Raw genomic sequence first — 14,159 nt, forward strand, 5'->3', positions numbered from 1 at the left:
CCGTGTATTGCAGGCTGCTTTGCCGGTTTACGCGCCTTCTTTTTTACTCAATGTCAGCCCCGTGAAGCCGAACAGCAAGGTCAGCAGCAGGCTCAAATAGCAGAAGAAGGCATAAGGCAGATATTGCCAAACGGGCACGCCGAGCGCATGGCTGATGAACACGCCGCAGACGCTCCACGGCACGAGCGGATTGATGACCGTGCCCGCGTCTTCCAGCGTGCGCGAAAGATTGCGCGAATGCAGTCCGAGCTTGTCGTACACGGGTTTGAAGGTTTCGCCGGACAGCAAAATGCTCAAATATTGTTCGCCGATCAGAAAATTCACGCCGACCGATGTGGCGGCCACGCTGAAGGTGGCGCGTCCGGCGGTGGTCAGGAACGCGCGGATGGCGGAAAGCAGCGACGGAATCACGCCGAGCGTAAACAGCAGCCCACCCAAACTCATGCCGAGAATCACGATGGTTTGTGTGAAAAACATGCTTTCCAAACCGCCACGCGAAATAAGTTTGGCAATGTCTTGGAAGGTGTCGCCTTCGAGTTTGTAGCCGCCGTAAAACCATGCGCCGAGCTGCTTCAAATCGGGCGTGCTGTGCAGATAAGTCACGGCAAGCGCGGCAATGATGGTGAAGAGCATGGCGACGACGGCGTTGATACGCAGCAGCGCCAGCACCACCAACAGCGCAAACGGAATCAACGAATAAGCGTGTACCAAGCCCGTTGCTTCCAGCTGGCTGCGGAAGGATTCGACGCTGTTCAAATCGTGGGCAGCCACATTGGGCAAAAGCCACAGCATCAGTGCCGCGCTGATGAGCCACGCGGGAATGGTGGTGTACATCATGTTTTTGATGTGTTCGAACAAATCAATGCCGACGATGGAGGCGGAAATGCCCGTGGTATCGGAGAGTGGGGACATTTTGTCGCCGAAGAACGCGCCGGACACAATCGCCCCCGCCGTCATCGCCAAATCGGCATGAAACGCCGCTGCCATGCCCATAAAGGCAACGCCGACAGTGGCGCAAGTAGTCAAACTGCTGCCGATGGACACGCCAATGACGGAACAAAGCGCAAAGGCGGAGAAATAGAAATAAGTGGGGGAAATCAGCCCGAAACCGTAATACATCAGCGTCGGAATCGCACCACTCATCATCAGCGCGCTCACCATCAGCCCGATGAAGAAAAACAGGTAAATCGCGCCCATGCCCTGCCCCACCGCGCCGACCATGCCTTTTTGCATGTCGTTGTATTTCAACCCGCGCGCCAAGCCGTACAAAATCAGCACGGTGATGGCGGCGATGATGGACATGTGCGGCAGCCATTCCAGCGAGATAATCGTGTAGCCCATGGCGCCGATAAGCGCGATAACGACGGCAAGCGCCTCCGCACGCGGCATTTCGAGCAGTGATTTGAATGCAAACATATTGCTTTGCCTTAATTCGGTATGAAATTTAACGGATTTTAACACAAAGACGGCCGGAACGCGCGGTTTCGGCAAAAAGCAGCCTGCACTTTGTTTTTGATGGTGCAGGCTGCTTTTCAGCCTTCAAACCCGTCGCCCGACAAAAAAACAGCAGAAGTTTCAAACCTCTGCTGTTTCGGTATTTTGGTAGGCACGATTGGATTCGAACCAACGACCCCCACCATGTCAAGGTGATGCTCTAACCAACTGAGCTACGTGCCTGTGCGAAAGCGCGGATTATAGCCGATTTTGCGCAGTTTGTGAACGCAATCCGAAAGCAGCCTGCACCTTAACGGCACACGGGCAAATCCCGCACCTGCTCCCACACGGTTTCGTTTTGCAGGCGGATTAAAATGTGTATTTGGCGCACACCCATCTGGTTCATGGCCTCCGCTATCTTGCCTGGGAAACAAGGCATGCTCTGCTCCACGCCCGTTTCCACTAATTGCACAAACCGCTCCCTATTCCTATCCAGCACTGTGCGAAACGCAGGCTGCAACTGAAACGTGTACGTTAGCTGCGGTTTTTCCGGAAAATTATGGCTCAAACGCATACTTTGCACCACTTCTGTTTCCGGGCGCTGCGCATAGCGCTCATTGACTTGGCTCACCATTTCGTCCAGCAACTGTGCTTTCTGTTGCTGATTCAACGTTGGCAGCGCCTGTATAAATGAGTCCAATTCCCTGTCGTTTTGCTGCGTTTCCGCCCGTGCAGGCTGCAATAGCAAGACTAATGACAGCACCGAAAAGGCCAATATCTTGTTCAACATACGTATTTCCCTCTAATACATCAATAGTTTAAATCATAACAGCATCCCTGCCGCCCACTCCATCGTTCAAAAGCAGCCTGCACCTTAACGGCACACAGGCAAATCCCGCACCTGCTCCCACACGGTTTCGTTTTGCAGACGGAACAGCAGGCGCACTTGGCGCACGCCCAGCCGGTTCATGATCTCCACCGTCTTACTTGAGAAACAAGGCGCGGCCAGTTCCATGCTCGTTTCCATTAATTGCACAAGCAGCTCCCTGTTCCTATCCAGCACTGTGCGAAAAGCAGGCTGGAACTGAACCGTGTACGTTATCTGCTCCTTTTCCGGAAAATCATGACTCAAACGCATGCTTTGTAGGTTATCGACACCCGTTTCCGGCAGCTGCGCATAACGTTCGTTGACTTGGCGCACCATTTCGTCCAGCAACTGGATTCTCTGTTGCTGATTTAATGTTGACAGGGTCTGCATAAATGAGTCATCCCCCCTGTCGTTTTGCTGCGTTTCCGCCCATGCAGGCTGCAATAGCAAGACTAACGACAGCACCGAAAAGGCCAATATCTTGTTCAACATACGTATTTCCCTCCAATACATCAATAGTTTAAATCATGCAGGCATCCCTACCGCCCACTCCATCGTTCAAAAGCAGCCTGCACCTTCAAAACCAAAGTGCAGGCTGCTTTTTTATCCGTCAACGTGTTTACGCTTCTGCCGCCGCCATCAGGCTGGCGTTACCGCCGGCGGCCGTCGTGTTCACGCTGCACGAAATTTCTTCGTACAACGGCAGGATGTCCACGCCGTTGCTGGCATCGATCACGCGCAAAATCGCACCGTCGCGTTTCGCCATCGTGGTTTTCAGTGCTGCGCTCGGTTTGTCCAAGCTCACCAAATGCACCACTTTGGCTTCCTGTTCGGGATACGCGCTCACTTTCAGCAACTGGCCGGCAGCCTCGGCCAATGCGGCCAGCGGATGGTCTTGCGACACCACCACTTGCGCGCCGGTGGCGGCAATGCGGATAAAGCCTTCCAATGCCTGTTGCAGGCTGCCGCCTTCCAGGTAAACCTGTTTTGGCGCGTGCCAAGTCAGCTCGTTGCATTCGCCGGTCGGGCCTTGCAGCAGGGCAACCGCCTGATTCAGCGTGTGAATCCGCGCCTCGCCCAAAATGCCGCCCAAGCGCACTTTTTCTTCGTGCGATACCGGCAGCTGCTGAATCATGCCTTCCAAAATGTGCAGGCTGCCTGCATCTGCCGCGCCCAATTTGGTCAGGTTTTGCGGCAATGTCCATGCTTTGCCTGCGCTCAGTTTTTGCAGGTAGAACGGGCCGCCCGCTTTCGGGCCTGTACCGGACAGGCCGTGTCCGCCAAACGGCTGCACGCCCACCACCGCGCCGACGATATTGCGGTTCACATAAATATTGCCCGCTTCAATGTTTTTCTGCACAAATTCCACGGTGCGGTTGATGCGGCTGTGGATGCCGTGCGTGAGTGCATAGCCTTTGCTGTTGATTTGTTTGATTAATTCGCCCAGTTGGTCGGCGCGGAAGCGGACAACGTGCAGCACGGGGCCGAACACTTCGCGCTGCAACTGGTTCAAGTTGTCCAATTCAAACAGCACGGGGGCAACAAAAGTGGCTTTGTCGGCATTTTCCGGCAGTTTGATTTGGTGATAAGACTTGGCGGCCGTTTTCATTTTCTCAATGTGCGCCAACAAGTTGCCTTGCGCTTCTGCGTCAATCACGGGGCCGACATCAGTGGTCAGCTCCATCGGGTTGTCCACGCGCAATTCGTCCATCGCGCCTTTAATCATCGCCACCATGTGGTCGGCAATGTCTTCCTGCAAGCACAGGATGCGCAATGCGGAGCAGCGTTGTCCCGCGCTGTCGAATGCGGAGTTGAGCACGTCGGCGCAGACTTGTTCCGCCAATGCGGTACTGTCCACAATCATGGCGTTCTGGCCGCCGGTTTCGGCAATCAGCACGGGCAAATCTTCGCGCGCGCTCAGGCTTTGGTTGATGAGTTTCGCCACTTCGGTAGAGCCGGTGAAAATCACGCCGTTGATGTTCAGGTTTTTCGTCAAGGCCGCGCCCACATCGCCCGCACCCAGCACCAGTTGCAACACTTCTTCCGGCACGCCCGCTTCATGCATCAGCTGAACGGCACGGTGGGCAATCAGGCTGGTTTGCTCGGCAGGTTTGGCAATCACGGTGTTGCCCACTGCCAATGCGGCCACCACTTCGCCGGTGAAAATCGCCAGCGGGAAGTTCCAAGGGCTGATGGCCACCAGCGTGCCCAAGGCTTGGCGTTCGGCGCAGGTGGTTTCGCATTCGTTGGCGTAATAGCGACAGAAATCCACGGCTTCGCGCACTTCGGCAATGGCGTTGTTCAGCGTTTTACCGGCTTCGCGCACGGCCAGCATCATCAGTTCGGGCGCGTGCTGTTCGTACAAATCGGCAATGTTGCGCAGGATTTCGGCACGTTGTGCAGGCTGCTTTTGCGCCCATTCGGCTTCTGCTTTTTTGGCATTGGCCACGATTTTATCGACTTCGGCCGCCTGCACGAACGCTGCTTTGCCCACCACATCGTCGTGATTGGCCGGGTTGCGGACTTCGTGCGCGTTTTCGTTTTTAATGCGGCCGACCACCAAGGATTTGGCTTGGTAATCTTTTTCCGCCGCTTTGTTCATGGCAGCCTGCAAATCGTTCAGCACGGTTTCGTTCGACAAATCGAAGCCTTGCGAATTGAGGCGTGCATCGCCGTAAAGGTGGCGCGGCAACGGCAGGATGGCGTTGGGTTTGCCGCCGGTCTCCGCCGCGGCATCCAGCGGGCATTTGAGCAATGCGTCCACGCTCACATGCTCGTCCACAATCTGGTTCACGAAAGACGAGTTCGCACCGTTTTCCAGCAGGCGGCGCACCAAATAGGCCAGCAGGGTTTCGTGCGTGCCGACTGGGGCGTACACGCGCACGCGCCGGCCCAGGTTTTGTTCTCCCACCACTTGGTCGTACAGCGTTTCGCCCATGCCGTGCAGGCATTGGTGCTCGAAATCTTTGCCTTTGCCAAAGTTGTAAATGCAGGCGAGTGTGTAGGCGTTGTGTGTGGCAAATTGCGGGAATACGGCGTCTTGCGCTTCCAGCAGTTTGCGCGCGCATGCCAAATAGGAAACGTCGGTGTGCACTTTGCGTGTGTACACAGGATAGCCGTCCATGCCGTCCACCTGCGCCCATTTGATTTCGCTGTCCCAGTATGCGCCTTTCACCAGGCGAATCATGAGTTTTTGGTTGTTGCGGCGCGCCAAGTCCACCAGATAATCAATCACGAACGGGCAGCGTTTCTGATACGCCTGCACCACGAAGCCGATGCCGTGGAAGCCGGCCAAATCGGGGTCGGACACCAAGGCTTCCATCAAATCCAGCGACAATTCCAAACGGTTGGCTTCTTCGGCGTCGATGTTCAGGCCGATGTTGTATTGTTTGGCGAGCAGGAACAGCTCTTTCAGGCGCGGCAGCAATTCTTTCATCACGCGTTCGTGTTGCGCGCGCGAATAACGCGGGTGAATGGCTGAGAGTTTCACCGAAATACCGTTGCCTTCGTACACGCCTGCACCGTTGGCATCTTTGCCGATGGCGTGAATCGCCTGCACATAATCGTTAAAATAACGTTGCGCGTCGGCTTCGGTCATGGCTGCTTCGCCCAACATATCGAACGAGAAGCGGTAGCCCATTTTTTCGCGTTCTTTGCCGTTGGCCAATGCTTCTTCAATGGTTTGGCCGGTCACGAACTGTTTGCCCAGCATACGCATGGCCGCATCCACGCCGGCGCGGATCAACGGTGCGCCGCCTTTGCCCAACAGGCGGCTCAAACTGCCCGACAAAGCTTCTTCATTTGGTTTGTCCTGCGTGAGTTTGCCGGTAATCAGCAAGCCCCATGCGGCGGCATTCACAAACATGGAAGGGCTGCGTCCCAAGTGGCGTTTCCAGTCGCCGTCTGCCAGTTTGTCCTGAATCAGTTTGTCGCGCGTTTCTTTATCGGGAATACGCAGCAGGGCTTCGGCCAGACACATCAGCGCCACGCCTTCTTCGCTGGACAATGTGAACTCCTGCATCAGCGCGTCCACACCGCTGGCTTTGCTGCGGTCGGCACGCACTTTTTTTACCAGCGAGCGTGCCAGTTGGTCTGCAGCCTGCTTTTCTTCAGCGCTCATCGCCGCACGTTGCAGCATGTCGGCAACGGCTTCCTCCTCGTCGCGGCGGTAGGCGGCGGTAATGGCTTGGCGCAAGGGGTTGGTTTGGGTTTGGGCAAAGGCAAACATGATTTTTTTCCTTAATCCTTTATATAGATTGATCAAGTTGTGGTTAAAATGCTTATCGGTCATTGAGAGTCAACGTGTGAACGTGTAATTTTGCGATAAACTCCGCAAAATATTATATTAGTACAACACTCATCGAAATGCAAAGAATGCAGGCTGCTTTTGAACGGGATTTGCGCCAACGCAAAATCAAAGCAGCCTGCACTTTCCGTGTGCCGAAAGACAGTGCCCGTCCAAGGTTTCAGATTGACAGCGGCACCCCTTGCCCTTACGATTACGAATTGTCCGTTTGACACAGTGTTTATACCCGACATGAAAAGCATTAAATCCATTGCAATTGCCGTCAGCAGCCTTTTTGTTTTGCCCGCCGGCATGGTGCAGGCTGCTTCTGCCGCGCCGTCTCCGTCGCCCAAACAAACCGGCTTGGCAATCATGCGTTTATACCAATCCAACTATTCCGCCCATGCGCCGAAAATGGGGGGCGAAATTTGGTTGAGCCTGCGCCAAGACTTCCGCTTGAGCGAAGTGAACGCAAATTTAGTGCGCAATCATGAAAGCCGCTTCGTAGCCAACCGCAGTTATTTCAACCGCACTTTAGCACGCAGCGCGCCTTATATGTACCATATTGTCAATGAGGTGCAGCGACGCGGCATGCCGGCCGAAATCGCCCTGCTACCCTTCATCGAAAGCGCTTATGTGACCAAAGCGCGCTCCCATGTCGGCGCGTCGGGTTTATGGCAGTTTATGCCCGCCACCGGCCGCCACTACGGCTTGGAGCAAACCCCGATGTATGACGGGCGGCACGACATTTCCGCTTCCACCAATGCCGCATTGAACTATCTGCAATACCTGCACGGACTCTTCGGCGACTGGACGCTCGCGCTGGCCGCCTACAACTGGGGCGAAGGCAACGTGAGCCGCGCCATCCGCCGCGCGCAAGCCGCCGGACTTGCCCCCACATACGAAAACCTGAACATGCCGGCCGAAACGCGCAACTACGTCCCCAAACTGCTGGCCGTGCGCAATTTGGTCAATAATCCGCACATGTTCGGGCTGCAACTGCCCAGCATCAAGCACGAACCTTATTTCCGCGCCGTTACCGTGAGCGCGCCGTTGGACATTATGGCCGCCGCGCATTTGGCCAACATTTCCGAAAGCGAATTTTTGGCGTTGAATCCCGCCTTCAAAACACCGGTTTTCATCCCCAAAGAAAACCGCCAAATGCTGCTGCCTGTGCAGGCTGCCAACACATTTGAAGCCAACTACCGTGAATCCGACCCGAAAACCCTGCTTTCTTGGGACGTATTCACGCCCACGCAGCGCATTTCAGTGGCTGATTTGGCCAGCCAAACCGGCAGCAGCCCCGCCGAATTGCGCCGTCTGAACGGCATTTCGGGCAATTATGTGAACGCCGGCCGCACCGTTTTGGTAAACCGCAACACCATGCAGGGCATCGGCAATGTGAACGCGTTTGTGAAAGCCGATTTCGACCCCGTGCCGGATACGTTTGTGGAACAGGCACCGGTGTTGGCACCGCCTGTGGCTGCCGCGCATACGCCGCGCCCTTCTTTAGCCGCCAACACGTTTGCCGCACCGCCCCAAGCGGCCGATGTCGTCATCGTTACCCCACCCTTAAACCTGACACCGCCTGCGCCTGAAACCCCGCCACAAAATACCGTAGTCGCCGAAAAGCAGCCTGCACCTTTGCCGACAACGCAAACCGCATCGGCCGAAACAGCTGACACGCCGACAGAACACATCAGCGCGCCTGCGCCTGCCGAAGAGCCGCCTATCCGCATCGCACAAGCCGATACCGAAACAGCGGCCAAAACACCCGAACCAGCCGAAAGCGCACCCAAAGTGCAGGCTGCTTTGAACGAACCAGCCGCCGACAAAGCGCCTGAAGCACCGAACGTTGCCGCCAACCAGACAGACAGCAGCGCCCAAGACGACGATGACGAATTATGGGTTGTCGCGCAAGCCGCACAAGCCAAAATGCAGGCTGCCGAAACCGTCCGCGCCACCGTTGCCCAAAGCGATGCCGCCGCAACACGCGAGCGCACGGCCGCCGAAACGCGCCGCCGAAACGCCAACACAGCAGCAACTCCAAAACCCGCACCACAGGAACGCGTGAGAACGGCGGAAAAACCAGCCGCAGAACGCACACGGATGGCAGAAAAACCCGCTGCCGAGCGCAACCGCCCCGCCCCCGCGCAAACGTATAAAGTCGAGCAAGGCGATACCGTATACAGCATCGCCAAACGCTACAACATCAGCACCGACGAACTGATTGCCGCCAACCAAATCCGCAATAACCGTTTGAGCGTCGGACAAACGCTGAAAGTGAGCGGCAATGCGGCCGCAAATGTGCAGGCTGCCCGAAACGGCAACGCGCCTCGCAGCAACAGCGCAGCCAAACCTGCCGAGCAGAACGCGCGCCACGGCAACCAGCGCGATGCCAAACCCAATGCACAGCCTGCACATAACGGCCGTGCCGAAAAACCGGATACGCCGGCTGCGCGAAACAACAGCCGCACCGAAAAAGCCGGCACGCCCGCGGCACGCAACGGCAGCCAGCGCAACCAGCAAGCCGAGAAGCACCACGCGCCCACCACGCGCAATGCCGACCGCCAAACCGAGAAACCCAACGCGCAGCCTGCCCGCAACAACCAACGCGGCAACAGCGGCCAAAGCAAACCCGCACAACCTACCAAACGGCGTTAAAAGCAGCCTGCACCCTGGCAAAACCACGTTCCCCGCCCAGCAACGTGGTTTTGCCATGCCTTGTCTTGTCGCTTGAACAAAAACGCACTAGAATTGCCCGAACCAAAGCCCCCTAATCGCCCACCCAACCCGCATGGAACAACATTATGCCGTGGAATATTCCCATCCTGCTCACATGGTTGCGGATTTTGCTCATCCCCATCTTCACCGCCCTCTTCTACCTCCCCCAGACCTACATTTCGCAAACCCACGTCAATATTGCGGCGGCGCTGATTTTCGCATTGGCGGGCATCACCGACTGGCTGGACGGCTTTTTGGCACGGCATTGGAAGCAAACCTCCGATTTCGGCGCATTCCTCGACCCCGTCGCCGACAAACTCATGGTGGCTGTGTCGCTGATTTTATTGGTCAAACTCGACCGCACGCTCGCCATCTACGCCATGATTATCATCGGGCGCGAAATTACCATCTCCGCCCTGCGCGAATGGATGGCGCAAATGGGCAAGCGCAACAGCGTCGCCGTCGCCTATATCGGCAAACTCAAAACCGCCGCACAAATGGCCGCCATTTTTGCACTGCTGCTCAACTTTCCCGACTTTTACGGCATCAATTTCAACCAAGCCGGCAACCTGTTGATGTTTATCGCCTCCGTGCTGACCATTTGGTCGATGTTTTATTACCTGAAACTGGCGTGGAAAGAATTTCAATAAATTTGGTACAAACTGCTTGACAATATTTCCGCAAGCATTATAATGCCGACTTCTTTTGCTGGATTTGCAAAGCATGCGGGAATAGCTCAGTTGGTAGAGCGCAACCTTGCCAAGGTTGAGGTCGCGAGTTCGAGACTCGTTTCCCGCTCCACAATTCACACAGCAAACAAATACGCGGGAATAGCTCAGTTGGTAGAGCGCAACCTTGCCAAGGTTGAGGTCGCGAGTTCGAGACTCGTTTCCCGCTCCACTTACATTCAAACAGCAAACAAATATGCGGGAATAGCTCAGTTGGTAGAGCGCAACCTTGCCAAGGTTGAGGTCGCGAGTTCGAGACTCGTTTCCCGCTCCATTTTTTTATGTGGCGAAATAGCATAGTGGTAATGCAGCGGATTGCAAATCCGTAGACGCCAGTTCGATTCTGGCTTTCGCCTCCAATCATTTCCGGCGGGGTGGCAGAGTGTTTATGCGATAAGGGGTGCAACCCTTATACAGGCTGGTTTGATTCCACGCCCCCGCCTCCATATCGATACCGGTTTCAATGTGCCCGAGTGGTGGAATTGGTAGACACAACGGACTTAAAATCCGTCGCTCCTAAACCGAGCGTACCGGTTCGATTCCGGTCTCGGGCACCAAGATTTAAGAAAACAGCCTTGAACGGCTGTTTTTTTATTGCCCACCAAAGCCAAAAGCAGCCTGCACTTCGGTCATTCGAATAGAAAATCACAACGTGCAGGCTGCTTTTTGCTTTCGGTTTTCACGCTGCACAAAAACCGTTAAAATTCACGAGTCTGAACACGAATAATGCGATTCGGCAGCCGCTGCAACCGCACGGCAAAACACGAAAACACGCACAGCCGATAACGGTTACCCGATATCGCAAAGCCATTAACTTTCGCCCGAAGGCGCGCCAAATCCGAACGAAAGCAAACGGCCGCCACAAAACCAACCGATATTTCAAAGAGCGATGATTATGCTGTATTTAACGATGATTTTACTGATTGGTGCGCTGGCCGGATTGGCCTATTGGCAACACCTGCAAGAAAAGGAATGGCTGGAAAATTGGTTTCGGCACAACCAGCACGCACATAAGGCGGCGGCACCTGAAAATACCGTAAACGAACCCACCGGAACCGCAGAACAGGCAGATGCAGAAAATGTCGGCGCAACCGACCCTTCCGCCGACAACGCCGCCGCAGACAAGGAAGCCAAAACTGCCGAACAACCGGCCGACGCGCCGACCACCCCATCGGAAATTGTCTTTATGGATATGGCGCAGCAGAAAACCGCGCCGCCCGACATCATTTCCACGGCAGAAGTAACGCGCTTGGTTTCGCGCCCTTTGAAAAGCAGCCTGCACCCGAGCTTCCGCCCCGATGCCATTATTGAAGAGCAGCAAATTGCCGCGCAAACCATCACCCCGAACGACCCCGCCTTGCACCGCGTCCGCACGCGCACATTGACGGAATTGGAGATGCTGCGCGAACGCGGTGGCCTGCCCGACACCACCGTCACCGCGCCGTTTCCAAGCAATGAAAGCGTGCAGCTGCCCGAGCCGTCTGCCGAATTGGAAACCATTGAAATTTCAGATATTCAAAGCAGCCTGCATCGCCAACGGCAGGCGCGGCGGCAAGTGCAGGCTGCTTTGAGCCATACGGCAGACCAATATAACAATGCCCTGCCCGTCATCCCGGAAGACGAACTGTGGGCGAATTTGGCGAACCGTCGGCCGCATTCCGCACGCCTGCTACGCCAAAACCGCAGCCAAACGACAGCCGCACCTTCACCGCTGGCCGACACGCCCGCCGCGAACACCAGCCCCGTGTCGATTGCGCCGGTGCCCAGCCTCCCCGCCTCCATCATCCCCGAACCTGAAATTGCCGAACCCGTGCATTTTCAAGCGCAAAGCCATACCGACGAATTGGCGAACCGCCTGTCCTCGCCCGAAACGCCGCCCCGCCGGCACACCAAGCTGGACCGCGCCGCCATCGCCGCACAAGTACAGGCTGCCACCCTGCCCGCCGCCCAAGCGTCCGGCCACATTGAATTTGACGATACCAGCGATGTGCTGACCGAAGCCGATTTCGCCGCTTACTACCAAGAGCAAAACGACAGCGCTGCCGATGTGCTGGACGATTCGTGGGAATCCGCCTTCTCCGCAGAACCCGCTTTGCCGCCGCTGCAACTGCTGCAACCGCCGCAACACAATCCTCAGGCCGTGCAAAGCCCTGAAGAACTGCTGGAAAACAGCATCATCATTGAAGAAAAGCTGGCGGAATTCAAAGTGAAAGTGAAGGTGCTGGACGCTTATGCCGGCCCTGTGATTACGCGCTATGAAATCGAACCCGACGTGGGCGTGCGCGGCAATTCCGTCATCAATCTGGAAAAAGACTTGGCGCGCTCGCTCGGCGTGGCCGCCATCCGCGTGGTGGAGACGATTCCGGGCAAAACCTGCATGGGATTGGAACTGCCCAATCCCAAACGCCAAACCATCCGTCTGCGTGAAGTGTTCGATTCGCCCGAATTCTCGCAAAGCACGTCCAAACTCACGCTCGCACTGGGGCAGGACATCAGCGGTAATCCGGTCGTTACCGATTTGGCCAAAGCGCCGCATTTGCTGGTGGCCGGCACCACCGGTTCGGGCAAATCGGTGGGCGTGAACAGCATGATTTTGTCGATGCTGTATAAAGCCACACCCGAAGAAGTCCGCATGATTATGATTGACCCGAAAATGCTGGAATTGTCCGTCTATGAAGGCATTCCACATTTGCTCGCGCCCGTGGTCACCGACATGAAGCTGGCCGCCAACGCGCTCACCTGGTGCGTGAACGAAATGGAAAAACGCTACCGCCTGATGAGCCATGTCGGCGTGCGCAACCTGGAAGGCTACAACCAAAAAATCGCCCAAGCCGCCGCACAAGGGCGCAAAATCGCTAATCCGTTCAGCTACACGCCGGACGACCCGGAACCGCTGGAAAAACTGCCGTTTATCGTGGTGGTGGTGGACGAGTTCGCCGATTTGATGATGGTGGCCGGCAAGCAAATCGAACAGCTTATCGCCCGCCTTGCCCAAAAAGCGCGCGCCGCCGGCATCCACCTGATTCTGGCCACCCAACGCCCCAGCGTGGACGTGATTACCGGCCTGATTAAAGCCAATATCCCCACGCGCATTGCCTTCCAAGTGTCCAGCAAAATCGACAGCCGCACTGTGCTCGACCAAATGGGTGCGGAAAACCTGCTGGGACAGGGCGATATGCTGTTCCTGCCGCCGGGCACGGGCTATCCGCTGCGCGTACACGGGGCGTTTGTGGCAGATAACGAAGTGCATAAAGTCGCGGATTACTGGAAGCAGTTCGGCGAACCCAATTATGTGGACGACATCCTTTCCCCCGCTTCCGAAGACTTCCAATTAAGCGGCGGCAGCGAACGCGACCCGCTGTTTGACCAAGCGGTGGAAGTGATTCTGCGCACCAAAAAGGCCACCGTATCGTCGTTGCAGCGCCATTTGCGCATCGGCTACAACAAAGCCGCCACGCTGATTGACCAGCTCGAAGCCGAAGGCGTGGTGTCTGCCCCCGACCATTCCGGCAAGCGCACGATATTGGCACGCAAAACGGAATAACGCTTCCCGTTGCCGCGCCCTATTAACTGTGCAGGCTGCTTTTCCCACCCCGCCAAAACAGCATTCAAAAGCAGCCTGCACTTTTTTCATCATCAAAATCAAAGCTGCCCATGGACAAAATCTTTCTGCACGGCATGAAAGCCGAAACCCTTATCGGCGTGTACGAATGGGAACGCCAACAACCGCAAACCCTCGTCATCGACCTCGACATCGCCCTGCCCGACAACGCAGGCGCGCAAGACGACATCGCCCAAACTATCCACTACGGCGAAGTCTGCCAAGCCCTCCGCAGCGAACTGGCCAAACGCAATTTCCTGCTGCTGGAAAGCCTGGCGCAATCCATTGCCGACTTCATTTTCGCGCAGTTTCACGCCGCATGGGTGCGCGTCCGCATTACCAAGCCCGGCATTTTGCCGCGCGTGGCCGCAGTCGGCGTGGAAATTGAACGGCACAATCCCCAAAAGCAGCCTGCACCCTGATTTCTGCAATTCAATTACAGAAAATTCAAAACAAAAACATATTCCTACAAACAAACAGGCTGAAAGCGTATCATCTCCCTACCTAGCCTGTTTTAAT

At 56.0% G+C, this 14,159-nt stretch carries 9 protein-coding genes and 6 tRNA genes; 10 read left to right on the plus strand and 5 right to left on the minus strand.

What is annotated here, in order from left to right; genetic code table 11:
- Window positions 1–27: 27 nt before the first annotated feature.
- The 5 genes from nhaC to putA all read right to left on the minus strand — a co-directional run bounded on the left by nhaC (window position 28) and on the right by putA (window position 6,530).
- A complete protein-coding gene (nhaC, locus tag HMPREF9098_RS04140; protein WP_003782314.1) occupies window positions 28–1,416 on the minus strand; it encodes a Na+/H+ antiporter NhaC in 1,389 nt (462 codons plus the stop codon).
- A 184-nt stretch (window positions 1,417–1,600) separates the two neighbouring features.
- A tRNA-Val gene (locus HMPREF9098_RS04145) sits at window positions 1,601–1,677 on the minus strand.
- 67 nt (window positions 1,678–1,744) lie between these two features.
- The gene (locus HMPREF9098_RS04150; protein WP_003782315.1) at window positions 1,745–2,224 is read right to left on the minus strand and encodes a hypothetical protein; all 480 of its coding nucleotides are present in this window, start codon (window positions 2,222–2,224) and stop codon (window positions 1,745–1,747) included.
- 84 nt (window positions 2,225–2,308) lie between these two features.
- Complete coding sequence (locus HMPREF9098_RS04155) at window positions 2,309–2,794, minus strand: hypothetical protein (protein WP_040564251.1); 486 nt, start codon at window positions 2,792–2,794, stop codon at window positions 2,309–2,311.
- Between the two features lie 127 nt (window positions 2,795–2,921).
- On the minus strand, window positions 2,922–6,530 hold the full coding sequence (gene putA, locus HMPREF9098_RS04160) for a bifunctional proline dehydrogenase/L-glutamate gamma-semialdehyde dehydrogenase PutA (protein ID WP_040564252.1): 3,609 nt from the start codon (window positions 6,528–6,530) through the stop codon (window positions 2,922–2,924).
- Between the two features lie 146 nt (window positions 6,531–6,676).
- On the opposite strand from putA, the gene HMPREF9098_RS11675 reads away from it, so the two are divergent.
- From HMPREF9098_RS11675 to folB, 10 genes are all read left to right on the plus strand, one after another.
- The gene (locus tag HMPREF9098_RS11675; RefSeq protein ID WP_155803277.1) at window positions 6,677–6,820 is read left to right on the plus strand and encodes a hypothetical protein; all 144 of its coding nucleotides are present in this window, start codon (window positions 6,677–6,679) and stop codon (window positions 6,818–6,820) included.
- Between the two features lie 19 nt (window positions 6,821–6,839).
- Complete coding sequence (locus HMPREF9098_RS04165) at window positions 6,840–9,251, plus strand: transglycosylase SLT domain-containing protein (protein WP_003782318.1); 2,412 nt, start codon at window positions 6,840–6,842, stop codon at window positions 9,249–9,251.
- Window positions 9,252–9,397: 146 nt separating this feature from the next.
- Window positions 9,398–9,961, plus strand: a complete 564-nt coding sequence (gene pgsA, locus HMPREF9098_RS04170) for a CDP-diacylglycerol--glycerol-3-phosphate 3-phosphatidyltransferase (RefSeq protein WP_003782319.1) — start codon at window positions 9,398–9,400, stop codon at window positions 9,959–9,961.
- A 75-nt stretch (window positions 9,962–10,036) separates the two neighbouring features.
- Window positions 10,037–10,112 (plus strand) — tRNA-Gly (locus tag HMPREF9098_RS04175).
- A gap of 23 nt (window positions 10,113–10,135) precedes the next feature.
- A tRNA-Gly gene (locus HMPREF9098_RS04180) sits at window positions 10,136–10,211 on the plus strand.
- A 26-nt stretch (window positions 10,212–10,237) separates the two neighbouring features.
- Window positions 10,238–10,313: transfer RNA gene (locus HMPREF9098_RS04185), tRNA-Gly, on the plus strand.
- A gap of 11 nt (window positions 10,314–10,324) precedes the next feature.
- A tRNA-Cys gene (locus tag HMPREF9098_RS04190) sits at window positions 10,325–10,398 on the plus strand.
- 108 nt (window positions 10,399–10,506) lie between these two features.
- Window positions 10,507–10,596: transfer RNA gene (locus tag HMPREF9098_RS04195), tRNA-Leu, on the plus strand.
- Between the two features lie 332 nt (window positions 10,597–10,928).
- Window positions 10,929–13,583 (plus strand): DNA translocase FtsK, encoded by a 2,655-nt coding sequence (locus tag HMPREF9098_RS04200; RefSeq protein ID WP_003782321.1) that lies wholly within the window; start codon window positions 10,929–10,931, stop codon window positions 13,581–13,583.
- A gap of 110 nt (window positions 13,584–13,693) precedes the next feature.
- On the plus strand, window positions 13,694–14,062 hold the full coding sequence (folB, locus tag HMPREF9098_RS04205) for a dihydroneopterin aldolase (RefSeq protein ID WP_003782323.1): 369 nt from the start codon (window positions 13,694–13,696) through the stop codon (window positions 14,060–14,062).
- Window positions 14,063–14,159 lie beyond the last annotated feature (97 nt).

This window comes from Kingella denitrificans ATCC 33394 (assembly GCF_000190695.1).
Taxonomy (GTDB): Bacteria; Pseudomonadota; Gammaproteobacteria; order Burkholderiales; family Neisseriaceae; genus Kingella_A; species Kingella_A denitrificans.